21 protein-coding genes, 1 tRNA gene and 3 pseudogenes are annotated in these 22235 nt (G+C 64.7%); 13 read left to right on the top strand and 12 right to left on the bottom strand.

The genetic code is table 11. The annotated features are described in order from the left end of the window. Positions 1-41 precede the first annotated feature (41 nt). The 6 genes from GT370_RS04605 to purB all read right to left on the bottom strand — a co-directional run bounded on the left by GT370_RS04605 (position 42) and on the right by purB (position 3628). Positions 42-491 (bottom strand): hypothetical protein, encoded by a 450-nt coding sequence (locus GT370_RS04605; RefSeq protein ID WP_270183954.1) that lies wholly within the window; start codon positions 489-491, stop codon positions 42-44. Then, a complete protein-coding gene (locus GT370_RS04600) occupies positions 395-727 on the bottom strand; it encodes an NRDE family protein (RefSeq protein WP_270183953.1) in 333 nt (110 codons plus the stop codon). The genes GT370_RS04605 and GT370_RS04600 overlap by 97 nt, the downstream gene beginning before the upstream one ends. Continuing rightward, positions 720-1361, bottom strand: a complete 642-nt coding sequence (locus tag GT370_RS04595; RefSeq protein ID WP_008492953.1) for an NUDIX domain-containing protein — start codon at positions 1359-1361, stop codon at positions 720-722. The genes GT370_RS04600 and GT370_RS04595 overlap by 8 nt, the downstream gene beginning before the upstream one ends. 289 nt (positions 1362-1650) lie before the next feature. Continuing rightward, positions 1651-1791, bottom strand: coding sequence for a hypothetical protein (locus GT370_RS04590; RefSeq protein WP_270183952.1), 141 nt, complete (start codon positions 1789-1791; stop codon positions 1651-1653). A gap of 70 nt (positions 1792-1861) precedes the next feature. After that, positions 1862-2212, bottom strand: coding sequence for a hypothetical protein (locus GT370_RS04585; protein WP_270183951.1), 351 nt, complete (start codon positions 2210-2212; stop codon positions 1862-1864). Positions 2213-2296: 84 nt separating this feature from the next. Beyond that, a complete protein-coding gene (purB, locus tag GT370_RS04580) occupies positions 2297-3628 on the bottom strand; it encodes an adenylosuccinate lyase (protein WP_008492956.1) in 1332 nt (443 codons plus the stop codon). A 96-nt stretch (positions 3629-3724) separates the two neighbouring features. On the opposite strand from purB, the pseudogene GT370_RS04575 reads away from it, so the two are divergent. Next, positions 3725-4341: pseudogene (locus GT370_RS04575) on the top strand (YjbE family putative metal transport protein). A 209-nt stretch (positions 4342-4550) separates the two neighbouring features. Next, entirely contained in the window at positions 4551-6008 is a 1458-nt protein-coding gene (locus tag GT370_RS04570; RefSeq protein ID WP_205619767.1) for an amino acid permease, read from the top strand. Positions 6009-6307: 299 nt separating this feature from the next. On the opposite strand, the gene GT370_RS04565 is transcribed toward GT370_RS04570, so the two are convergent. Beyond that, positions 6308-6961, bottom strand: a complete 654-nt coding sequence (locus tag GT370_RS04565; protein ID WP_008492959.1) for a 2OG-Fe(II) oxygenase — start codon at positions 6959-6961, stop codon at positions 6308-6310. After that, positions 6954-7577, bottom strand: coding sequence for a 2OG-Fe(II) oxygenase (locus GT370_RS04560; RefSeq protein WP_008492961.1), 624 nt, complete (start codon positions 7575-7577; stop codon positions 6954-6956). Before GT370_RS04560 ends, GT370_RS04565 begins: the two co-directional genes overlap by 8 nt. A 150-nt stretch (positions 7578-7727) precedes the next feature. On the opposite strand from GT370_RS04560, the gene GT370_RS04555 reads away from it, so the two are divergent. Then, positions 7728-8222, top strand: a complete 495-nt coding sequence (locus GT370_RS04555; protein ID WP_008492963.1) for a hypothetical protein — start codon at positions 7728-7730, stop codon at positions 8220-8222. A gap of 4 nt (positions 8223-8226) precedes the next feature. On the opposite strand, the gene GT370_RS04550 is transcribed toward GT370_RS04555, so the two are convergent. Further along, complete coding sequence (locus tag GT370_RS04550) at positions 8227-9711, bottom strand: hypothetical protein (RefSeq protein ID WP_270183950.1); 1485 nt, start codon at positions 9709-9711, stop codon at positions 8227-8229. On the opposite strand from GT370_RS04550, the gene GT370_RS04545 reads away from it, so the two are divergent. The 10 genes and pseudogenes from GT370_RS04545 to GT370_RS04500 all read left to right on the top strand — a co-directional run bounded on the left by GT370_RS04545 (position 9710) and on the right by GT370_RS04500 (position 18780). Next, positions 9710-10195, top strand: a complete 486-nt coding sequence (locus GT370_RS04545) for a DUF192 domain-containing protein (RefSeq protein ID WP_008492966.1) — start codon at positions 9710-9712, stop codon at positions 10193-10195. The two genes, GT370_RS04550 and GT370_RS04545, sit on opposite strands and share 2 nt — an antisense overlap. Before the next feature lie 14 nt (positions 10196-10209). Next, positions 10210-10286, top strand: a tRNA-Pro gene (locus GT370_RS04540). A gap of 17 nt (positions 10287-10303) precedes the next feature. Further along, positions 10304-10609, top strand: coding sequence for an ETC complex I subunit (locus GT370_RS04535; protein ID WP_026438692.1), 306 nt, complete (start codon positions 10304-10306; stop codon positions 10607-10609). Positions 10610-10831: 222 nt separating this feature from the next. Next, positions 10832-11664 (top strand): annotated as a pseudogene (gene kdsA, locus GT370_RS04530) (3-deoxy-8-phosphooctulonate synthase). Then, positions 11661-12638 carry a KpsF/GutQ family sugar-phosphate isomerase gene (locus tag GT370_RS04525; RefSeq protein ID WP_008492969.1) on the top strand — a complete coding sequence of 326 codons (978 nt, stop codon included), beginning with the start codon at positions 11661-11663 and terminating at the stop codon, positions 12636-12638. Before kdsA ends, GT370_RS04525 begins: the two are co-directional and overlap by 4 nt. A gap of 742 nt (positions 12639-13380) precedes the next feature. Then, a complete protein-coding gene (locus tag GT370_RS04520) occupies positions 13381-14280 on the top strand; it encodes a YicC/YloC family endoribonuclease (RefSeq protein ID WP_008492971.1) in 900 nt (299 codons plus the stop codon). Next, complete coding sequence (gene gmk, locus GT370_RS04515; RefSeq protein WP_083878472.1) at positions 14273-14860, top strand: guanylate kinase; 588 nt, start codon at positions 14273-14275, stop codon at positions 14858-14860. The genes GT370_RS04520 and gmk overlap by 8 nt, the downstream gene beginning before the upstream one ends. A 141-nt stretch (positions 14861-15001) precedes the next feature. Next, a pseudogene (gyrA, locus tag GT370_RS04510) lies at positions 15002-17736 on the top strand (DNA gyrase subunit A). Beyond that, the gene (gene coaD / locus GT370_RS04505) at positions 17729-18235 is read left to right on the top strand and encodes a pantetheine-phosphate adenylyltransferase (protein ID WP_008492975.1); all 507 of its coding nucleotides are present in this window, start codon (positions 17729-17731) and stop codon (positions 18233-18235) included. Before gyrA ends, coaD begins: the two are co-directional and overlap by 8 nt. Positions 18236-18291: 56 nt before the next feature. Next, complete coding sequence (locus GT370_RS04500) at positions 18292-18780, top strand: peptidylprolyl isomerase (protein ID WP_008492976.1); 489 nt, start codon at positions 18292-18294, stop codon at positions 18778-18780. A 222-nt stretch (positions 18781-19002) separates the two neighbouring features. Here the strand turns inward: GT370_RS04500 and hpnJ are convergent, their stop codons facing one another. The 3 genes from hpnJ to GT370_RS04485 form a co-directional block, all read right to left on the bottom strand. Continuing rightward, complete coding sequence (gene hpnJ / locus GT370_RS04495; protein WP_008492977.1) at positions 19003-20439, bottom strand: hopanoid biosynthesis associated radical SAM protein HpnJ; 1437 nt, start codon at positions 20437-20439, stop codon at positions 19003-19005. An 8-nt stretch (positions 20440-20447) separates the two neighbouring features. Further along, positions 20448-21452 carry a bacteriohopanetetrol glucosamine biosynthesis glycosyltransferase HpnI gene (gene hpnI / locus GT370_RS04490; RefSeq protein WP_270183949.1) on the bottom strand — a complete coding sequence of 335 codons (1005 nt, stop codon included), beginning with the start codon at positions 21450-21452 and terminating at the stop codon, positions 20448-20450. Positions 21453-21620: 168 nt separating this feature from the next. After that, a complete protein-coding gene (locus tag GT370_RS04485) occupies positions 21621-22232 on the bottom strand; it encodes an ABC transporter substrate-binding protein (protein ID WP_039884996.1) in 612 nt (203 codons plus the stop codon). Positions 22233-22235: the final 3 nt, after the last annotated feature.

Raw genomic sequence — 22235 nt, 5'->3', positions numbered from 1 at the left:
GGAAAGATTTTGCAAGATTTCGCGGCGCTTTTTTGGAGGGCCTACCAATCGAGGCGGTTGAAGCCGGTCCTGTCCGGCGGGCCGGGGGCGAAACATTGTGTCGCAGGGCCGGTTTTCGGCAAATCCACCAGCAGCGCGCAGACCGTGCCGAAGCCATCGGCGGGGGCGGGAATATTCAGCTGCTCCTCGCGCGTGCCGCTGGCATCCGCCAGCAGGGTTTTCCAGTTTTCGCGAGGCTGCGCCTCGAAACGCGGCAAATGCCGGGCGATGCGCGGCAGTGCGCGCTCATTCGGCTCGCCGGAGGTGATCATGGTAACGCGCGCGGTGAGCGCCTGCGCGTCGATCAGCCCATCCCCCAGCCCGCGCAGCAGATAGGCCGCGCTGGCATCGGCGATCACCAGATTGAAGCTGCGATAGGCCTCGGCATCCTGCCCGGCCAATGCGGCGGCGGCCTTATCCGCGCTGTCATGCGCCAGCGCCAGCAGCGGCAATTCCCCCCGGCTGCGCTTGCCCGGGCCGGCCCCAGCGTGCCGTGCCGGTTGAGCAGGGCGGCGAACACCCCGGCCCGGTTCAGCGCCGCCCAGCTGCCGCCGCCCAGCCGGTCCCGCCCGCCGCAAATGCCCGGCCAATATTCCGCCGGCGCGTCCCAGGGCCGGTTTTTCATCTCATCCCGGTTGGCGGCAATGAAAATGCCCGCCGCGTCCCGGTGCAGGATGATGCTACACATTCAGCGCATCCCGGATCATCTCCAGATGGTCCGGCACCGCCAGATTTTCGGGCTTCACCTCGGCGGCCGGTAGAATGCTCACCGCCGTGGCGTCGTCCCCGGCCTTGAAGGGAATATCCCGCAAATCTCCCGGCAATTTCACTCGAAAGGCGAGGCTGGAGACAGTGAACAGCTCATTCTTGCGCACCGGCGTGCCGGGCAGGTTGTTCCAGGCGCGGCGGATATCGAACGGGCGTATATGCCGGCGCGCCCCCAGCTGCGTCACCAGCGCGCGCGCCAGCAGCGCGGCGCTGATCCCGGTCTCCTCGCGCGCCTCTCGTAGCGCTGCGATTTCGGAGCGCTCCACCCCGCCCGGCGCCGCATCCAACAGCCCGCCCGGCAGCGCCTGTTTGCCACGTCCGGGGTTATGCAGCCTCGTGATAAGCAGCGTCTGGCCTAAATCATCCAGCAGCACCGCATCGGCGGCATGCACCAGCCAGACCCGCACATCAGACCCGTCCGGCAGGCGCAAAAGCCCCAGATCATTGGCGATGGCGCTGGGTTCATCGGGAAACTGGCCGGCAGCACAGCGCGCCATGATGTCGGCCTGCAGGCGCGGATCGGCCAGCATATGGTCCAGAAAAAGCTCATCCATGCCGGGAGTTTAGAGCAATATTGGTTTAAATCGAATCTCTATACTCGATTTAAGCCAATGAAATTGCTCGCCAAACAAAGTTAGGGGCGCAAGCAAAAAGCTTGATACCCGAACGCCCGGCGCAGCCCGTCAAACCGTCTGCAGCTGCTCGGCTTCGGCCTGCTTGGCCCGGCGCAGGCTGCGCTTGGCGCGGGGCGGGCGCGGCGGCGCATTGCGCGCCATGCCCAAAATGCCCGCCACCACCAGCCCCAGCGGCAGCAGCGCGAAGCTGCCCCGAACAGAATCGCCATCAGCGTCCCCGGCCGAGCAGCGAGGAGCCGGCCAAAGTGCGGAACGGGCTGCCATCCATCGCCATCGGCGCGATCCCGGCAAAGCCCAGCCCGAGAGCCAAAGCGATGAAGGCGGCGGCGAGAAGGGCGAGCAGGGTCAAGCGCATGCGCCTCCTAAACCGCACTCAGCCCGCCCGCGCCAGTCCTGTTTCGGCAAGGCTGCGTTGAGCCTCAGCTCCAATGCGCCGGCACCCACACCCAGGCGCCGCCGCGCAGCGCCCAATGCCCATGCACCCAATGCTGCCAGCCGGCCTGACGCACCACATAATGGCCACGCACCCAGACATAGCGCACCCCATTCCAATGCCAGTGGCCCGGCTGCCAGACATAGGCGGCGGAGGGCGGCGGCGGCACGGTTTCAGCCTGCGGCGGCGGCGGTGGGGCAGGCTCGACCGGGCCCGGCGCCACCACCACAGGCCGCGCCGGCTGCGCCTCAACCGTGCAGCCCGCCAATGCCAGCGCCCCCAGCGACAGGGCGCCGGCGGCCAGGGTCAGGCGGGCGGTGATGCGTGGACTGATCATATTCGGTTTCCTTGTTGCTTAAGCCGCGTCCTTATTTTCGCGGCCCAACATCATACCCGAATCATGGCAGCGTTATGGCGGGTTTCAGCCGAACACGCGCTTGAAGATGGTATCCACATGGGCGTGGTGCATCTCGGCACTCATCGCCTTGTCGATCGCCTCCACCGGCACCCGGGCCGCCACCTCTTCATCCGCCAGCAGGTTCTCGCGGAAGCTCTTGGCGTCCGCCTGGCCCAGCCTGGTCCAGGTCGCCATCGCGTTGCGCTGGATGATTTTGTAGGAATCCTCGCGGGAGAAGCCGGCCTTGGTCAGCACCAGCAGCACCTCGCCGGAATGCACCACCCCGCCCAGGCTCTCGACATTGGCGGCCATCTGCTCGGGATAGATGGTCAGCTTGTCCATCATCCCGGCCAGGCGCACCAGGGCGAAATCCAGGGTCACGGTCGCATCCGGGCCGATGCCGCGCTCCACCGAGGAGTGCGAGATATCGCGCTCATGCCACAGCGCCACATTTTCCATCGCCGGGACCACCGCGGCGCGCACCAGCCGGGCCAGGCCGCAGAGATTCTCCGAAAGCACCGGGTTGCGCTTATGCGGCATCGCCGAGCTGCCCTTCTGCCCGGCATGAAAGAATTCCTCCGCCTCGCGCACTTCGGAGCGCTGCAGATGCCGCACCTCGGTCGCCAGACGCTCCACCGAGGAGGCGATGACGCCCAAAGTGGCGAAAAACGCCGCATGGCGGTCACGCGGGATCACCTGGGTGGAGACCGGCTCGGAGGCCAGCCCCAGCTTCTCGGCAACGTACTCTTCCACGCGCGGATCCACATGCGCGAAGGTGCCAACCGCGCCGGAGATTGCGCAGGTGGCGATCTCGGCGCGCGCCGCGATCAGACGCTGCTTGTTGCGGGCGAATTCGGCATAATGCCCGGCCAGCTTCAGGCCGAAGCTGGTCGGCTCGGCATGGATGCCGTGGCTGCGGCCGATGGTGAGCGTGTATTTATGCTCCTTGGCGCGCTTCTCCAGCGCGGCCAGCACCTTGTCCAGATCCGCCAGCAGCAGGTCGGCGGCTTGCGTCAGCTGCACCGCCAGGCAGGTATCCAGCACGTCCGAGGAGGTGAGGCCCTGATGCACGAAGCGGCTTTCCTCGCCGACGCGCTTGGCCAGCCAGGTCAGGAAGGCGATCACGTCATGGCGGGTGACGGCCTCGATCTCGTCGATCTCCTGGGTATCCGCCTCGGTGAAGGCGGCCATCGCCACATCGCCCTTCTCGCGGATCACCTTCGCCGCCTCGGCCGGGATCGCCCCCACCTGTGCCATCGCCTCGCAGGCATAAGCCTCGATCGCGAACCAGATCCGGTACTTGTTTTCCTGGGTCCAGATGGCGGCGGCCTCGGGGCGGGTATAGCGGGGGATCATCGGGCACTCCTGCGGCGAAACGGGGGAAATCTGCGCCTCGCCTAATCAGTTGCGTCCGCATTGACAAGACATGCCGGACTGAGACACCTCCCGCGCATGGATATACTCAGCCTTGCCGCCATCCTGGTGCAGATCCTGCTGATCGATCTGGTTCTGGCCGGGGATAATGCCATCGTCATCGGCATCGCCGTGGCGCGGCTGGCACCGGAGCAAAGGCGGGTGGCGATTCTGGCCGGGATTGGCGGCGCCACCATCATCCGAATCATCTTCGCGCTGCTGGCGCTGAAGCTGCTGGCGGTGATCGGGCTCACTTTGGCCGGCGGGCTGCTGCTGCTCTGGGTGGTGTGGAAATCCGCGCGCGAGCTTTACGCGCACCGGCATGCGCCAGAGGGACCAGGCGGCGCCGCGCCTGCCAGCCTGCGCGCCGCGATCTGGAAGATCGTCATCGCGGATCTCTCGATGAGCCTGGATAATGTACTGGCCGTGGCCGGGGCGGCGCATGACCATCCCTGGCTGCTGGCGGTGGGGCTCGTGGTCTCGGTGGCGCTGATGGGGTGGCGGCCAGCTTCGTCGCCAGGATCATGCGGCGCTTCCCCTGGGTGGCCTGGGTCGGCATCGCCATCGTCGCCTATGTCGCCCTGGAGATGATCTGGGACGGCTGGCACCAGGTGGCGCCGCATCTGGCGCCACATCTGGCACATGTGCTGCACTGAGCCGCGCGTGACGCAGAGTTCATCGACGCGTTAACCGTAAGAGCCGCAATGCTTAAAATTCTCTTTGCAGAATGAAGCGGGTCGGTTCAGCTTTCTGACATAAGCCACGGCCCCGCCGCCGGCGCCGTGGCGCTCCGCTTTGAAGCAAAAATATTTGAAAAGGACAGCGCATGGGGACCGAACCCACCGAAACCATGAAGGTCGAGGACATGAATGCCGCGCAGAAGCGCGCCTGGCTGGACTCCCATGAGGAAGGCTACCACAAGGGGCTGAAACCAAGGCAGGTGCAGATGATCGCCATTGGCGGCGCCATCGGCACCGGCCTGTTCCTCGGCGCCGGCGGACGGCTGCAGCAGGCCGGCCCGTCTCTGGCGCTGGTCTATGCGGTGTGCGGCATCTTCTGCTTCTTCATCATGCGCGCTTTGGGCGAGCTGGTGATGCACCGCCCCACCTCCGGCAGCTTCGTCTCCTATGCGCGGGAATTCCTCGGCGAGCGCGGCTCCTTCATCGCCGGCTGGATGTATTACCTGAACTGGGCGATGACCGGCATCGTCGATACCACCGCCGCCGCTCTCTATATGAAATACTGGCATATGTTCGATGGCGTGCCGCAATGGCTGTTCGCCTTCATCGCCATGGCGATCATCGGGGCGATGAATCTGATGGCGGTGGGCTGGTTCGGCGAGATGGAATTCTGGTTCTCGCTGATCAAGGTCGGGGCGCTGGTGCTGTTCCTGATCATCGGCGTGGTGTTCCTCCTCATCGGCCATCCTGTCGCCGGGCAGGCGACCGGGCTGCATCTGATCGCCGATCATGGCGGCATCTTCCCGCATGGTCTGCTGCCGGCGGTGGTGCTGATGCAGGGCGTGGTCTTCGCTTATGCCGGCATCGAGCTGGTCGGCACCGCAGCGGGCGAGGCGCAGGATGTGAAGCGCATTCTGCCGAAGGCGATCAACGCGGTGATGTACCGGATCGGCATTTTCTATGTCGGCTCCGTGTTGCTGCTGGTGCTGCTGATGCCTTGGAGCAGCTACAAGGCCGGCACCAGCCCGTTCGTCACCTTCTTCGGCTCGCTCGGCGTGCCCGGCATCGGCACCATCATGAATCTGGTGGTGCTGACGGCGGCCCTCTCTTCGCTGAATTCCGGGCTCTATTCCACCGGGCGGGTGCTGCGCGCCCTCTCCATGGGCGGCTCGGCGCCGGATTTCGTCGGCAAGATGAACCGCTCGAAAGTGCCCTATGGCGGCATCGTGGTCACGCTGGTGATCTATTTCTTCGGGGTGATCCTGAATTATCTGGTGCCGAGTCAGGTGTTCGAGATCGTGCTGAACGTCGCCTCGCTGGGCATTCTCAGCACCTGGGCCTTCATCATCATCTGCCAGATGAAACTGCGCCAGGCCCAGGCCAAGGGCAGCGTGCCGAAGGTGGAGTTCCGCATGCCGGGCGCGCCGGTGACCTCCTGGGCGACACTCGCCTTCCTGCTGGCGGTGCTGGTGCTGATGGGCTTCGATTATCCGGACGGCACCTTCACCGTGGCGCTGATCCCGCTGGTGATCATCTGCCTGGCGGTGGGCTGGTTCGTGCTGAAGAAATCCGCGCTGTTCAGCCCCACCGCGCCCTCGGCGCTGCTGACCGAATTGCTCGGCGATACCGAAGTGAAGGACTGAACCTTCGCGGCCGAGACGATCCAGGCCCCTGCCAATGATGGTGGGGCCTGGCTGAGAGGGACAAAGTTTTTGGGAAGGATCTGAGGGGGATGGCGGCGTTGCATTCGCCCCGGCGTTTTTCGCAGCTTTTTGAAAAAAGCTGCACCAAAAACTTTTAGAGGCTGTTTCAAAAGTCGCTATGGTGAGTCGCCAAGTGGTGATTTGCGAGCACCGGAGCGGAGCGTACTTAAGGTACGTGAGCACCGGAGCACAGCAAATCGCCGCTTGGCGGCCGCCAGAGTGGCTTTTGAAACAGTCTCTTACCCTATCGGTGCCTCCGGGTAGGCCAGCTCATGCCGCGCCCGCCATTCGGGCGTCACGTAATTCACGATCAGCGTGCGCCTTACCCCGGTGATGCGGCGCGCCTCAAACCCGTGCCACGTATCCGTCCCCGGCACGAAGATCAGCCCGCGATTGCGCCCGGACGGCGCCGGGCCGAGGCAGGCTTCCGGGCTTGTATAGATATCCGTCCCCCAATTCTCCCCCGCCGGCGGATCATTCAGATAGATCAGCAGCGTGAAGAATTTCGCCCCGATATCGGTATGCGGCTCCAGCCAGAACCCATCGCGGTCCTGGCAATATTCGATGCGCAAAAAACTGCCGCGCAGCCTGGCGCCGGTCAGGGCCTGCAGCCGGTCAGTGACCTCCTGGCTTTGAAAGGCGCGGGCGAGGGCGGCGCAGGCCGGATAGTCCGCCCGTGCCGCGGTGCCGAAAAACAGCCGGGTGGAATTATGCGTCTCGCGCCGCCCCTGCGTGTCGTCAATGGCGGGCGGGGCGAGCGGCAGGGCACAGATTTCCTCAGGCAACGCCTCGGGCAGCACATGGCTGAGCAGCCAGTGCGGATAGGGCGCGCCCCGCGCCCGGGCCGCGCCCAGGCTGGCGAGGAGGGCGCTGGTAACCGGCAGCTCAAGCATAATTGAGCAGGCGCTTGGCCTGGGCGGAGAGGCGGTGGCGCATCAGCTCGCGCTGCGCGGAGAAGCCGCTGGCCATCCAGTTGATCATCACATAGCGCCGTACCCCGACGAAGGGTTCGTGCCCGTGAAAGGAATTATCGCTGCGCTGGAAGGCGACCAGCGTGCCCAGGCTGGGCGGCACCTCGGTGATGATGTCGTTGAGATCATCCGCCGTGCGCAGCAGCCGCAGCCGCCCGCCCTGGGATTGCCACTCCTCGTTGAAATAGAGCAAAGCGGTGATCAGCTTTGTCTCGCTGTCGGTATGGATGCGCCCATCCTTCTCCTGGGCGCGGCCGCGAATGGTCACCATGGTCGGGCGGTCCGTGAGGTCGATGCCGAATTTGCGCGAGACGGCCAGGGTCAGCGCCGGCCCGGTCAGCTCGTCGATCAAGGCGGTGAAGCTGGGGCCGGGGCGGGTGGCTTCCACCGGCAGCAGCCCGGCATGGTCGATGGCGGCGAAATCCCGCAGCACCGCCTGTTTCTGATCAGCGGCGATGAAATCGCTCACCACCATATGCTTGAACGGGGCGGTGGTCAGCTTGGTCCGGGCGAACCGGTCGAGATCGAGAATCGGCATGGGAGATCCAGTCTGGGGATAGGCCGGAGCTAGGCGCGTTGCGCGCCTATCTCATTGACCTGGATCAAGCCTGGCCGGCGGCATTTGGCCTTTATTAAGCTTTTCCCCGCATCCTGGCTGAAGCGAAGATTGGACCACAGGCCTTCCCAGATGTTTTCCGGCAAATCCCCCAGCCCGTTCGATAGCGCCGCCTTCAGCAAGGCGCTGCTGGCGGAACGCCGCGTGGCGCCGCGATTCGGCGTGATCAAAAGCGCCAAGCTGCTGGTCGGGGAAGGCTATGCGCAGGGTGTCTATGATTGTCTGGTGCTGGATGAATCCGATACCGGCGCGCTGGTGGATCTCGGTACCGTGGTCAATCTGCCGGAGGAGATGGTGCTGCAGGTGGCCGGCGGCGCGCAACGCCGGGCGCGGCGCTGCTGGGCGGTGGGCAGCAAGGCCGGGCTGGAATTTCTCGGCGCGCCGCTGCGCTCCAGCGAGGTTGCGCGCGGCATGCAGGAGGTGGCGCGGCTGATCGAGACCAAGGGGCTGGCGGCTGGGATGATCGCGCTGCGCGGGCTGGCGTTTTTCGAAGAACCGGCGCTGCGCGAGGCGGCTTTGCAGGCCGAGGCCGCCTGCGCGAAATTGTCGGATTTATTGAAGGGGTAGATGCTCAGGGGCTGGGGCGCAGCAGGAACAGGTTTATGCCCGGGACATGCGCCCAGAGCCGGTAATGCGCGGCCAGGGCGGCGTGCAGTTCCGTATAGACATCCGGATTTGTTGTGGCCGGGTCGGGCGGCCAGCTATGGGTGGCGATGATCTGCGGGCGCTGCGCCAAAATCCGCGCCACTTCCTGCGCCGGATTGACCCGGGCGACGCCAGGCAGGGTCCGGCCGGTCAGCTCGGAGGGCAGCACGAACCGCGTCGGCGGCGTCCGCCCGGTCAGCGCGTAGAGAATGGGCTGCGAATCGAAGACATACAGGCTGCGCGGCGCGGCGGCGCGGATCAGCCGGGCGGCGGCGCGCACGCTGTCAGGCCCGGTGAAGGGGGCGAACGCGTGCCAGGCGGCGAGGCCAAGCTGGGCGGCGATCGCCATGGCCGAGAGCCCGCGCGCCATGCGCCAAGGCAGCCGCGCCAGCGCCAGACCCGCCGCCACGCAAAGCGGCGGCAGCAACTCCAGGAAATAATGGTCGTAGAAACTCTTGGCACTCAGCGCGCCGAGCAGGGCCGCCAGCAGCCAGAGCGGCAGGAACCAGCGCGGCGCACGGCCTTGTGCGGGGAGCAATCCGGCCAGGGCGGCGAGATAGAGCATCCCCCAGCGCTCCGCCTGCTGTGCCGCCGCGAAGCGCGCCTGCGCCCAGGATAACGGCACCCCGGCGCGGCGAAAATTGGCGAGGATCGCGTCGTCCCAGAGCAGCCCGAACCGTCCGGCGGCGAGATACAGTAAGGCGGCCGCCAGCGCGGGCAGCGCCGCGCCGAGCGTACCGGCCAGCGCCGCCCGCGCGCCGCGCAGCCGCCAGAGCAGTGCAAGCACCAGCAGCGCCTCCGGCGCGCAGACATATTTCACCATCACCCCGGCCCCAAGTCCAAGCCCCGCCAGCCAGGCCGGGCCGCCGCGCAGCACGCACAGCACCGCCAGCGCGATGCAGCAGGCCATGAAAGGTTCGGTATTGGCGGACAGCCCGTCATTGGAGAGCCCGGCCAGCAGCGCGATCCCGCCCACAACCCAGCCGGCCCAGGCCCGCCCGCCCAGCGCCATCACGATGCCCCGCACCGCCCAGCCCTCCAGCCCCAGGCAGAGCGCGCTGGCGATGCGGATGGCCGCGATGCCGGGGATGATCGCCTGAAAGACCGCGAAAATCGCATAAATGCCCGGTGGCTTGTTGTCCCAGATTTGGGTGTAGGGCAGGTGGCCGGCCAGCCAGTCCTGCGCCATCAGCACATACAGGCTCTCATCCCAGTCCAGCACCGAACGATGCAGCACCGGTAGCCGCAGCAGCACGGCCAGGAGCAGAAAACAGGCGACTGGCCAGGCGCGTCTCACCCGGAATTTGTCGCATGCGGGCTTGGCACCTGTCCATCGGGCGGGTGCTTGGCTTGTGTGCTTGCCTTGGGCGCGGGGCTTCGGCACATAGGGCAGCGCACGGAGGAGTGACATGAAGCTTTTCGCCTATTCTCTGGCTGCCTCGCTTTTGGCCGGGTCCATGGCCCTGGCGCAGCCGGCCACCGATGACCCCACCGGCCCGCAGCCCAAGCTGCCGACCCAGCCTCTGCAGATCAAAACCGCCGCCGGCAAGGTTTTCAACTTCACCGTCGAAATCCCGAAGACCCAGCAGCAGCAGGATACGGGCGAGATGTTCCGCACGGACATCCCCGCCGATAGCGGCATGCTGTTCATCTGGCCGCAGCCGCAGAGCACGGCCATGTGGATGAAGAACTGCCCGGTGCCGGAGGACATGGTGTTCATCGGCGCCGACGGGAAAATCGTCTCCATCGCCGAGATGACCGTGCCTTATTCGCTGAAGCCCATCGCCCCGCCGGCGCCGGTGAAGGCCGTGCTGGAGCTGCAAGGCGGGCTGACGGCGAAGGATGATATCAGTGTCGGCGACCAGGTGATTGCCAAGCCCTTCCCGGGGAGCTAAGTCCCCGGGCAGTTCGGGGCGTGGCGCAGCCTGGTAGCGCGCTTGTTTTGGGTACAAGAGGCCCCCGGTTCGAATCCGGGCGCCCCGACCAGTCAGGAGTGATGTTGCATGCGGGCTCGTATCTTTCTTCCTCCCAAATCGGCCATGCAGTCCGGTCTGGCGCGCACCCATCGTTGGGTGCTGCAATATGAGCCGGAGAAAGCCAAGATCCGCGACCCGTTGATGGGCTGGACCGGCTCCGACGATATGCGCCAGCAGATCCGCCTGAGCTTCGAGACCAAGGAAGCCGCCATCGCCTATGCCGAGGCGCAGGGCATCCCCTATGATGTCGAGATCCCGCCGGCGCGCGTGCATAAGCCGAAATCCTACGCCGATAATTTCCGCGCTGACCGCAAGGAAAACTGGACCCACTAAAAACCAACCCTCTTGGTTTTTGGGGGCGTAGGCGGCCAAGGTTCCGGCACCGCGCAGCGGTGGTGGAAAGCCGCCGGAGGGGTGGGGACTTTTTTCAAAAAGTCCCACGAACGTTTGGGGTAGTGACGGCGGCGTAGTATACGCCCGGGCGGTTTTGCCGCTTTTTTGTAATAAAGCGGCACCAAAAAACTTTTATCACTTTATTCAGGATTCATGAACGACATGGCCAATCTGCCGGAGCCTATCCTCAATATTGGCGGGGTCCGCTTTGGCAATAACCTGCCGATGGCGCTGATCGCCGGGCCTTGCCAGATCGAAAGCGCCGCCCATGCCTTCGAATGCGCCAGCGCCCTCAAAGAGATCGCTGCACGCCTTGGCATCGGCCTCGTCTTCAAATCCTCCTTCGACAAAGCCAACCGTACCTCGCTGAAGGGCAAGCGCGGTGTCGGGCTGGATGCGGCCTTGCAGATTTTCGCCGACATCAAGGCCAAGCTCGGCTTGCCGCTGCTCACCGATGTGCATGAGCGCGAGCAATGCGCCCCGGTGGCGCAAATCGTCGATATTCTGCAGATCCCCGCCTTCCTCTGCCGCCAGACCGATCTGCTGATCGCCGCCGCCGAAACCGGCGCGGTGGTGAATGTGAAGAAGGGCCAGTTCCTCGCCCCCTGGGACATGAAGAATGTCGTGGAAAAGCTCACCGAATCCGGCAACCCCAAGGTGATGCTGACCGAGCGCGGCACCAGCTTCGGCTATAACACCCTGGTCTCGGATTTCCGCGGCCTGCCGGTGATGGCCGGCTACGGCGCGCCGGTGATTTTCGATGCCACCCATTCCGTGCAGCAGCCGGGCGGGCAGGGCGGCTCCTCCGGCGGGCAGCGCGAATTCGTGCCGGTGCTGGCCCGCGCCGCCGTGGCGGTGGGGGTGGCCGGTTTGTTCATCGAGACCCATCCGGACCCGGATAACGCCCCTCCGACGGGCCGAACATGATCGCGCTGAAGGATTTCGAGGCGCTGGTGGCGCGGCTGATGGCGTTCGACGCGGTGGCCAAGGCGTGAGCGAGATCTCCGCGCGGGCGCGGATGCTGCGCACGCTCGATACCGAGATGGAGGGGCTGGCGGCGCTGCGCGCGGCTCTGGAGGGCGCGCTGGGCGATGCGTTTCTGGCGGCGGTGGAAGCCATCGAGCAGAGCGGCGGCTCCGTCATCGTCACCGGCATGGGCAAATCCGGCCATATCGGCAAGAAGATCGCGGCCACATTGGCCAGCACCGGCACCCATAGCCATTTCGTGCATCCGGCCGAGGCCAGCCATGGCGATCTCGGCATGGTCGCGCCCAATGATGTGGTGCTGGCGCTGTCCTGGTCCGGCGAGGCGCCGGAGTTGGCGAATATCATCAATTACGCCAAGCGCTTCGGCCATAAATTGATCGCCATCACCGCCCGGCCGGAGAGCGCCTTGGGGCGGGCGGCCGATATCGGGCTGTTTCTGCCCGCCGCCGAGGAAGCCTGCCCGAACGGCGTGGCACCGACCACCTCCACCACCATGACCCTGGTGGCCGGCGACGTGCTGGCGGTACTGCTGCTGGAGCGGCGTGGCTTCACCGCGACGGATTTCCGCCGTTTCCATCCTGGCGGCAAGCTTGGCGCCCAGCTGATCAGCGTGAGCCAGCTCATGCATAAAGGCGCGGAAATGCCGATCATCGGGCAGGATACCATGCTCTCGGCCGGGATTGTGGAGATGACCTCGAAGCGCTTCGGCATTGCCGGGGTGGTGGATGAGGCCGGCGCGCTGATCGGCGTGCTGACGGATGGCGATCTGCGCCGGGCCTTTCAGGGCGGGTTCAAGGATATGCCAGCGCGTGAGGCGATGGGGCGCCGGCATCCGCCGCAAACCATCACCCCGGACGCGATGGCCGCGCAGGCTTTGGCCCGGATGAGCGATACGCAGATTACCTGCATGTTCGTGGTGGAAGAGACCAAGCCCGTCGGGCTGCTGCATATTCACGATCTGCTGCGCGCCGGCGTGGTCTGAGGTTATAAACGGTTTTGGGCGGCTTCGGTTCCGCTGCCCAAATGTCGCTTGTCGCAAAAAAGCGGCATGGACGCGGCATGGTGCCTCAGGACGCTTTATCGAAATCCTGCTCGGGGTGCGGCGCCATCGCCGGGGCGGCCTCGCGCGGGCGGGGGCGGCGAAGCCTTGCGGGGCGAGGGGCGCGCGGGGATGGGCCGGCTCGGGCCGGCGAAAGCGCGGCACCGCCCACAATATAACAGTCTGAGGAGCCTGGCTGCTCATGTTGGTCTACCTTTTCGGCGCCGCTCATTCGGCGCTGCTGGACGTGCCCGATATGGGAAAATTTAGCATCTGAATATGGTGGAAAAGGTTAAGATTCAGAGAACTGCGTAAACATCTTTGAATGTTCACGGCCGCCTCAGGCGCGATAGCCGAACCGCTCCATATAGCCCGGCAGCCGTGCGGCGATGTGGGCCGCCTGCGGCGGGTCGAGCTGCTGGCTCCAGCGCCCCACCACGCCGCTGCGGCCAGCATGGTGAGTATGCCATTGCGTATCCGTATCGACAAGGTCGCCATTTGCCGGGTTGCCAGCTTGTGGCCAGGGCTGGCAGCGCGGCGATGTGGGTTTCGATGACCTCCCGGCGGGAGGCGGCGAACAAAGCCGCCAGCGTCTCCGGGGCCAGTCGGCGCGCTGCGCGCATCCATTCCGGCAAGGCGGGCTCCATGTAGCGGGTCGGTCGCGCAAATGCTAAGAGCCGGGCCCATGACAGAGCAAGTGCAAATCGTTTCGATGACGGGTTTTTCCCGCGCCCAGGGCGAGCAGGGGGCGGCGAGCTTCGCCTGGGAGCTGCGCAGCGTGAACGGGCGCGGGCTGGACGTGAAATTGCGTCTGCCGCCGGGGCTGGAGGCGTTGGAGTTTCCGCTGCGCGAGGCGGTGGGCAAGGCGCTGAAGCGCGGCAATGTCTCGGGCACGCTGAGCCTGAAGCGCGACAGCGCGAATGAGGTGCAGCCGGATATGGCGGCGCTGGCGCGGATCAAGGCGCTGGCGATCGAGCTGGCGGATTCGATCCCCGGCGCCCTGCCGCCCCGCGCCGAGCTGCTGCTGGGCCTGCCGGGCGTGATGCGCTCCACCGCGCCGGAGGAGAGCGAGGCGCAGCGGGCTTCCTTGGTTGCCGCCGTGCAGACAGCCTTTGCCGATGCGCTGGCCGGGCTGGCGCGGGCCCGCGCCGATGAAGGCGAGAAGCTGGACGAGATTTTGCGTGCCAATCTGGCCGAGATCGAGACGCTGCATGCTCAGGCTTTGAGCCTGGCCGCCCAGCAGCCGGCGCTGCACCGCGCCCGGCTGAGCGCGCAGCTGGCGGAGCTGCTCGGCAATGCCACTGGTTTTCCGGAAGAGCGGCTGGCCCAGGAGATCGCTCTGCTGGCCACCAAATCCGATGTGCGCGAGGAGCTGGACCGGCTGACCGCGCATATCGCCTCCGCCCGCGCGCTGCTGGCCGAAGGCGGCGCGGTGGGGCGCAAGCTCGATTTCCTGATGCAGGAATTCAACCGCGAGGCGAACACGCTATGCAGCAAATCGGCGTCCACCGAGCTTACCAATCTTGGCCTCGCGCTGAAGGCTGCCATCGAGCAGCTGCGCGAGCAGGTGCAGAACGTTGAGTAGGCGCGGGCTTTGTCTGGTGCTGGCCGCCCCGTCCGGCGCCGGCAAGACCACGCTCTCGCGCGCGTTGCTGGAGATTGACGACCAGCTCTCGCTCTCGGTGAGTGTGACGACGCGCGAACGCCGCCCCGGCGAGAAGGAAGGCAAGCATTATTTCTTCATCACCCAGGACCGTTTTGACGAAATGGTGGAGCAGAGCGAGCTTCTGGAATATGCCCGGGTGTTCGGCCGCTCCTACGGCACGCCGCGCCAGCCGGTGGAAGCGGCGTTGCAAGAAGGCCGGGATGTGATGTTCGACATCGATTGGCAAGGCTTCCGCCAATTGCGCGCCTCGCTGGGGGAGGATGTGGTCGGCGTCTTCATCAAGCCGCCCTCGCTGGAGGTTTTGCATAACCGGCTGGTCAAGCGCGGCGACACGCCCGAGCAGGTGGCGCACCGCATGCAGCATGCCGAGGCCGAGATCAGCCATGCCGGGGAGTTCGACTATATCGTCGAAAATCACGATCTGGATGTGGCGCTGGCTGATATCCGCGCGATTCTGCGCGCCAGCCGGTTGCAGACGAAGCGCCAGACCCCTGGCTGATGCCAGGGGTCACGGATTTGTAAAGCCCCTGCGCGCATGCTATAAAACAGGCAGAATGCGGAAAATTTTTGCCTGTAAAATCAATATCTTCGTCCTGTCTGCCGGCACGGCAAACGGGCCCCACCGCGACTCTGCGCTGACATGAGCGAGATCACCGACGAGCCGGGCGCGGGGCCGCTGACGCCGCGCGGGCAGGAGCCGGTTTCCATCGAGCAGGAGATGCGTAAATCCTATCTGGATTACGCCATGTCCGTCATCGTCTCGCGCGCGCTCCCCGATGCGCGGGACGGGCTGAAGCCGGTTCATCGCCGTATTCTGTACGCGATGAACGAGGCGAACAACACGCCCGACAAGCCCTACCGCAAATCCGCCCGTATGACCGGCGACGTGCTCGGTAAATACCATCCGCATGGCGACCAGGCGGTGTATCTGGCCGGCGTGCGTCTGGCGCAGGATTTCTCCATGCGCCTGCCGCTGATCGACGGCCAGGGCAATTTCGGCTCCATCGACGGCGATAACCCGCCGCCTCGCGTTATACCGAAATGCGTCTGGCCCCGCCGGCGATGCTGCTGCTGGCCGATATTGACAAGGACACTGTCGATTTCCAGGCCAACTACGATGAAAGCGAGCAGGAGCCGAAGGTTCTGCCCGCCGCTTTCCCGAATCTGCTGATCAATGGCGCCGGCGGCATCGCGGTGGGCATGGCGACCAATATCCCGCCGCACAACCCCACCGAGATCATGGATGCGGTGCTGGCGATGATTTCCAATCCGGAAATCACGCTGGAAGAGCTAATGAAAATCGTGCCGGGCCCGGATTTCCCGACTGCCGGCATCATTCTCGGCCGCTCCGGCATTCGCAATGCCTACGAGACCGGGCGCGGCTCCATCATCATGCGCTCGCGCGCGACGATCGAGCAGATCCGCAAGGATCGTGACGCAATCATCGTCACCGAGATTCCGTATCAGGTGAATAAATCGACGCTGCTGGAGCGCATCGCCGAGCTGGTGCGGGCCAAGGAGATCGAAGGCATCGCGGATCTACGCGATGAGTCGGATCGCGAAGGCATGCGCATCGTCATCGAGCTGAAGCGCGATGCCACCGGCGAGGTGGTGCTCAACCAGCTCTACCGCCTGACCTCGCTGCAGCAGAGCTTCGGCATCAATATGCTGGCCCTGGACCGCGGCAAGCCGCGGCAGATGGGGTTGCGCGAGTTGCTTCGCCTGTTCATCGAATTCCGCGAGGAGGTGATCCTGCGCCGGGCGCGCTTCGACCTCAACAAGGCGCGTGACCGCGCGCATCTGTTGATCGGGCTTGGCATCGCCGTGGCGAATATCGATGAGGTGATCCGCCTCATTCGCGCCGCGCCTGATTCCAACGCGGCGCGCGCGGCCTTGATGGCGCGGGACTGGCCGGCGGACGATGTGCTGCCGCTGCTCGCCCTGGTGGATGATTCCGGCAATGCGGTGGCGGACAACAACACCATCAAGCTGACCGAGGCGCAGGCGCGTGGCATTCTGGAGCTGCGTCTCGCCCGCCTCACCGGGCTGGAGCGTGAGAAAATCCAGGCCGAGCTTGCGGAAGTCTCCGAGAAGATCAAGGAGTTCCTGGACATCATCGGCAGCCGCATCCGTCGGCTGGAGGTGATGCAGCAGGAGATCGTCGCGGCGAAGGACAAGATCGGCAGCGCGCGCAAATCCTCGATCGAGGATCTGGATGCGGATCTGGATGATGAAAGCCTGATCGAGCCGGGGCAGATGGTGATTACGCTCACCCGCGACGGCTTCATCAAGCGCACCCCGCTGGAGGTGTTCCGCCAGCAGAATCGCGGCGGGCGCGGGCGTTCGGCGGCAGCGACGCGCGGGGATGACATCGTCACCCGCAGCTTCAACGCCCATACGCATCAATTCGTGCTGTTCTTCTCCTCCGGCGGCAAGGTCTATCGCGAGAAAATCTGGCGTCTGCCGGAGGCCGCCGCGAATACCAAAGGCCGGGCCTTGGTCAATCTGCTGCCGGAGCTGGGGGCTGATCAGATCACCACTGTGCTGCCGCTGCCGCAGGATGAGAGCCTGTGGGAAAATCTGCATCTGGTCTTCGCCACCTCCTCGGGCAATGTGCGCCGGAACAAGCTTTCGGATTTCCGCAATGTCCGCGCTTCCGGGCTGATTGCGATGAAGCTGGATGAGGGCGATCACTTGATCGGTGTCGCCACCTGCCGGGATGGGGATGACGTGTTCCTCGCCACCAAGCTGGGGCGCTGCATCCGCTTCCAGATCAGCGATGAGACGCTGCGTGTGTTCTCCGGGCGGGATTCCACCGGTGTGCGCGGCATCAGGCTGGGCAAGGATGACGAGGTGATGAGCCTGTGCGTGCTGCGCCATGTCGAGGCCAGCGTGGAAGAGCGCGCGGCCTATCTGAAGCAGCGCAATGCGGCGGCGGATGAAGAGGGCGCGGCGCCGGAAGAGAGCGACGAGGCGGTGGCTGAGATCGCGATTTCTGAAGAGAAGATCAAGGAGCTTGGCGAGGCGGAAGAAATTCTGCTCACCGTCACCGATTCCGGCTTTGGCAAGCGCTCTTCGGCCTACGAATATCGCGTCACCGGCCGTGGCGGCCAGGGTGTGGCCAACATCACGCTGAATGCCAAGCGCAACGGCACCGCCGTGGCGGCGAGCTTCGCGGTGCGCCCGGGCGATGATGTGATGCTGGTGACCAATGGCGGGCGGCTGATCCGCGTGCCGGCGGACCAGGTGCGCCTCACCGGCCGCACCGCGATGGGTGTGACCTTGTTCCGGCTCGATGATGATGAGCGCGTCACCTCCGTCTTCCCGGTGTTGGACGATGAGCAGGCGGAGCCTGGGGAAACCGCCGATGCCTGAACGCGTCGCCCTCTATCCGGGCACCTTCGATCCGATCACCAACGGGCATCTGGACATCATCACCCGCGCGGCGCGGCTGGTGGACAGGCTGGTGATCGGGGTGGCGGTGAATATCGGCAAGGGGCCGATTTTCAGCCTGGAGGAGCGCGTCGAACTGGTCCGCGCCGAGGTGGCGGGGATTGCGGAGAAGGTGGGGATTACGGTTGAGGTATATCCGTTTTCCTCCCTGCTGATCGATTTCGCCCGTGAGGTGGGAGCCGGCATGATTGTCCGGGGCCTGCGCGCGGTGTCCGATTTCGATTATGAGTTTCAGATGGCCGGGATGAATTACCGGCTGGATTCCAAGATCGAGACGGTGTTTCTGATGGCGAGCGAGACGCATCAGTTCATTTCCTCGCGGTTCGTGAAGGATATCGCCGCGTTCGGCGGCGATATTTCCAGCTTCGTGCCGAAGCAGACCTGCGAGGCCACCCAGGCAAAACTGAAGGGGAAAGCATGACCACCCGCCGCACCTTTATCACTGCCACAACCGCTACATTGCTGACGGGAGCTACCATGAGCGACGCGATGGCCGAGACCACGGCCTCTAACAACCTGAAGATGACGCTGAAATATGGCGACGTCACCATCACGCTGCGCCCGGACCTGGCGCCGCTTGCGGCTGAGCGGCTGCGCACGCTGACCGCGCAGGGTTTTTATGATGGCTGCAAATTCTTCCGCGTCATCGCCGGCTTCATGGCGCAGACCGGCGATCCGACCAACACCGGCACCGGCGGCAGCCAGTTGCCGAACCTGCCGGCGGAATTCACCCAGGATGCGAGCTTCCTCACCGGCACGGTGGGCATGGCGCGCACCCAGGATCCGAATTCGGCGAACAGCCAGTTCTTCATCTGCTTCGATCCGTGCAGCTGGCTGGATGGGCAGTACACCATCGTCGGCCAGGTGACGGCGGGCATGGATGCCGTGCAGCAGATCAAGAAGGGCTCGGGCTCTTCGGGCTCGGTGCAGGATCCGGATGCGATCATTAAGATGGTCGTAGCGTAAACGTTTTTGGGGGCGCCCTTTTTTCAAAAAGGGTGCAAACCAAAAACCCGGAGGGCTCGATGCCCTCCGGGTTTTTTAATGCCCGTGCCTTGGGGATTGATGGAGTGCGCGGCGAAGGCATTGACCTTCTCCGGCGGCCGGGCATGAAAAACCCAAGGCGCGTTGAGCGCCTTGGGGTTTTGGGGACGCCGCTTTTTGAAAAAAGCGGCACCAAAAACTTTTTTACGCCAGTTTGGTTTCCTGACGCTCTTTCAGGAACGCCTTGAACTCCAGCCCCTCGCGCAGGCGGCGCACCAACATCTGCGGCGAGAGCGCCATTTCCTTCAGGATCGACAGGATCTTGGACGGGCGGAAATAGAATTCGCGATACAGCGTCTCCACCGAATCGAAAATCTCCTTGTGGGAGAGATGCGGATAATGCAGCGGCGCGATCTGCACGCCATGCTCGTCGATCAGCTCGGCATTCGCCACATCCAGCCAGCCTTCCTGCACCGCCTGATTATACAGGAAGGTGCCGGGATAAGGGGCGGCCAGCGACACCTGGATGGTGTGCGGGTTGATCTCCTTGGCGAATGCAATGGTTTCCTTCAGCGTCTCCTGCGTCTCGCCCGGCAGGCCGGCGATGAAGGTGCCGTGGATCTTGATGCCGAGCTTGTGGCAATCCGCGGTGAAGCGCTTGGCGACATCGACGCGCAAACCCTTCTTGATGTTGTGCAGAATCTGCTGGTTGCCGGATTCATACCCCACCAGCAGCAGGCGCAGACCGTTCTCCTTCAGCACTTTCAGCGTGCTGTAGGGCACATTGGCCTTGGCGTTGCAGGACCAGGAGATTTTCAGCTTGCCAAGCTCGCGGGCGATCTCCTCGGCGCGCGGCAGGTTATCCGTGAAGGTGTCGTCATCGAACATGATTTCCTGCACGTTCGGGAACAGCTCGATGGCGCGCTTGACCTCGGCGATCACGTTGCCCACGGAACGGGTGCGGTATTTATGCCCGCCCACCGTCTGCGGCCACAGGCAGAAGGTGCAATGGGATTTGCAGCCGCGGCCGGTATAGATCGATATGTAGGGGTGCTTCAGATAGCCGATGAAGTAATCCTCCATCCGCAGATGCTTCTTGTACACGTCGACGACGAAGGGCAGCTCGTCCATGTCCATCAGCAGCGGGCGGTCCTCGTTCTTCACGATCTCGCCATTGCCGTTGCGCCACCAGATGCCGAGCACCTCTGGCAGGGGCTTGCCCTCGGCGATTTCCTTGATGGTGAAATCGAACTCATTGCCGCAGACGAAATCCAGAACCGGGGCGCGCTCCAGGCTCTCGATCGGCTGCACCGCGACCTTCGCGCCGATGAAGCCGACCATCATCGCCGGGTTCAGCTTCTTGAACTCTTCCGCCACCTTCACGTCATTGGCGAAAGAAGGGGTAGAGGTGTGGATGATCAGCAGCTGGTGGGTGGTGGCGTGCGGGAGCACATCCGCCATGGTCAGCTTCGCCGGCGGGGCGTCGATCAGGGTGGAGTCCGGCAGCAGGGCCGCGGGCTGGGCCAGCCAGGTCGGGAACCAGAAGCTCTTGATCTCGCGCTTGGCCTGGTAGCGAGAGCCCGCGCCGCCATCGAAGCCATCGAAGGAGGGTGGCTGCAGAAACAGGGTTTTCATCGTCATTTTGTCACTCACTCTCTCGAACCAGGGGCTGGATGGCCCTTATCGGCGGCCATGGACTGGCCGCGCCAGACGACGCGGTTGCCCATGAAGCCGGCTATATAAATGATCGTGCTGAAGAAATCACGCAACAGATAAAGCCAGATCTCTCGCGTGCGGGCGATGCGCAGCGCCGCCTCGATCCGCCAGCCCAGCACCACCCGCGCCGCCCACACCAGCAGGAACAGCGCCAGGCTCCACAGCCCGAAGCCGGAGAAAACCAGAGTGAGGGCCGCCCAGAGCAGCGGGATCTGCAACACCGAGGCGGCAAAGCCCAGCGGCTCCAGCGCCCGGATGGTGCGGGCCCAGCGCAGCTCATGGCTGAACAGGCTGGCGAAGCTCTCTTCCGGCACGGTGGTGGCGGGGATGACCGGCGCCAGCGCCACGCGCTCGCCCGCCGCCAGCACCTTGCGGCCGAGCAGCTGATCGTCCGCCAGATGGTCGGCCAGCGCCTCCAGCCCGCCGATGCGGGTCAGCAGGCTCTTGCGGATGGCCATGGTCGCGCCCAGGCAATCCTGCCGCCCCAACTGGCGGGCCAGCAGCACGCCGGGCAGGAAACCCTGGTTGATCTGCATGGCGCCGAGCAGAGCCGGGAGGTCCCGGTTGCCGGGCAGGCCGGTATAGAGGCTGGTCACCAGCCCCACACCGGGCATCTCCAGCGTGGCGACGACATCCGAAAGGAAATGCGGCGGCACATGCACATCCGCATCCGAGATCACCAGCAGCTCATGCCGGGCGAGCGGGCGCATATTTATGAGGTTTGCGATCTTGCGATTGCGGCCATGCGGGGTGTCGTTGACCATCAGCGCCACGTCGCGCCCGGGATGGCGTTTGCGCAAGCGGCCGATCAGCGGCAACACCGGATCATCCTGGCTCTGCACCCCGAAGACCAGCTGGTAGTCCGGATAATCCTGCAAAAAGAAGGATTCCAGCGCCACTTCGCTGAGGATTTCATCGCCATGCAGCGGCTTCAGCACGGTGACACCCGGCCGCGCCGCGGAGTCGCGGCGGGGCCGGGGGCACAGAAACGCTCGGTCAGACGCGCGCCCAGGAAAAGCTGCACCACCCCGACAAGGGCGAACAGAGCGGTGAGTAAAGCCAGAAATTGCAAAGGAGGCGCGTTTACCGAACAGAAGGGAAGGGAATTAGCTCGCTTGCAGGGCTTTGATCTTGGTCTTCAGCGCCGCGATCAGCTGCGAGGCGTCGCCGGATTTCACCAGCGAGGCGAAGTCCGAGGCGTGCACGGCGACCTGGCTGATGGTGCCATTCAGCAGCACATCCTCGATCTGCCAGCCATTCGCGCCTTGCGCCACCACATAATCGATCTCAACCCCGGTATCGCCGGGCGAGGCCAGCTTGGTTTCGACGATCTTCTTACCGCCCAGGCTCTTTTCCTCGGGCAGGATGGTGATGGTCTGGCCGCTATAGCCGTTGAACTCGGCGACATAGCTGGTGATGGTGAACTGGGTGAACAGCTCGATCAGCTCTTTCTGCTGGTCCGCCGGCAGGGTGGACCACAGGAAGCCGACGGAATTCTTCGTCACTTCCGGCAGGTTATAGGCTTTCTCCACCACCGGGGCGAGCGCCTGGTAGCGGGCCTGGAAGCCCTGGCTCTTTGCCGCCTTCATCGAGGCGATGAGCGCGGTGTCCAGCGTGGAGACGGGCGCGCTGGCGGCGGAACCGGCCGCGAAGGCGCAGGGGGGGAAAGCGAGGCTGGCGCTGAGCGCCAGCGCCGTGAAGCGGAGTGAATGTTTCATGCG

The sequence above is a fragment of the Acidocella sp. MX-AZ03 genome (assembly GCF_027626035.1).
Taxonomy (GTDB): Bacteria; Pseudomonadota; Alphaproteobacteria; order Acetobacterales; family Acetobacteraceae; genus Acidocella; species Acidocella facilis.
This window is presented reverse-complemented; position numbering and strand designations above follow the sequence as displayed.

Excerpts from the sequence above, each read along its gene's own strand:
- GT370_RS04600 (WP_270183953.1), bottom strand. The coding sequence starts at position 727 with ATGTGTAGCATCATCCTGCACCGGGACGCGGCGGGCATTTTCATTGCC.
- GT370_RS04565 (WP_008492959.1), bottom strand. The coding sequence starts at position 6,961 with ATGCTTGAGCTGCCGGTTACCAGCGCCCTCCTCGCCAGCCTGGGCGCG.
- GT370_RS04545 (WP_008492966.1), top strand. The coding sequence starts at position 9,710 with ATGAAGCTTTTCGCCTATTCTCTGGCTGCCTCGCTTTTGGCCGGGTCC.
- GT370_RS04550 (WP_270183950.1), bottom strand. The coding sequence starts at position 9,711 with ATGTCACTCCTCCGTGCGCTGCCCTATGTGCCGAAGCCCCGCGCCCAA.
- GT370_RS04485 (WP_039884996.1), bottom strand. The coding sequence starts at position 22,232 with ATGAAACATTCACTCCGCTTCACGGCGCTGGCGCTCAGCGCCAGCCTC.
- GT370_RS04520 (WP_008492971.1), top strand. The coding sequence starts at position 13,381 with ATGACAGAGCAAGTGCAAATCGTTTCGATGACGGGTTTTTCCCGCGCC.
- GT370_RS04535 (WP_026438692.1), top strand. The coding sequence starts at position 10,304 with ATGCGGGCTCGTATCTTTCTTCCTCCCAAATCGGCCATGCAGTCCGGT.
- hpnJ (WP_008492977.1), bottom strand. The coding sequence starts at position 20,439 with ATGACGATGAAAACCCTGTTTCTGCAGCCACCCTCCTTCGATGGCTTC.
- GT370_RS04560 (WP_008492961.1), bottom strand. The coding sequence starts at position 7,577 with ATGCCGATTCTCGATCTCGACCGGTTCGCCCGGACCAAGCTGACCACC.
- GT370_RS04500 (WP_008492976.1), top strand. The coding sequence starts at position 18,292 with ATGAGCGACGCGATGGCCGAGACCACGGCCTCTAACAACCTGAAGATG.
- purB (WP_008492956.1), bottom strand. The coding sequence starts at position 3,628 with ATGATCCCCCGCTATACCCGCCCCGAGGCCGCCGCCATCTGGACCCAG.
- GT370_RS04585 (WP_270183951.1), bottom strand. The coding sequence starts at position 2,212 with ATGATCAGTCCACGCATCACCGCCCGCCTGACCCTGGCCGCCGGCGCC.
- coaD (WP_008492975.1), top strand. The coding sequence starts at position 17,729 with ATGCCTGAACGCGTCGCCCTCTATCCGGGCACCTTCGATCCGATCACC.
- GT370_RS04595 (WP_008492953.1), bottom strand. The coding sequence starts at position 1,361 with ATGGATGAGCTTTTTCTGGACCATATGCTGGCCGATCCGCGCCTGCAG.
- GT370_RS04570 (WP_205619767.1), top strand. The coding sequence starts at position 4,551 with ATGAATGCCGCGCAGAAGCGCGCCTGGCTGGACTCCCATGAGGAAGGC.
- GT370_RS04555 (WP_008492963.1), top strand. The coding sequence starts at position 7,728 with ATGTTTTCCGGCAAATCCCCCAGCCCGTTCGATAGCGCCGCCTTCAGC.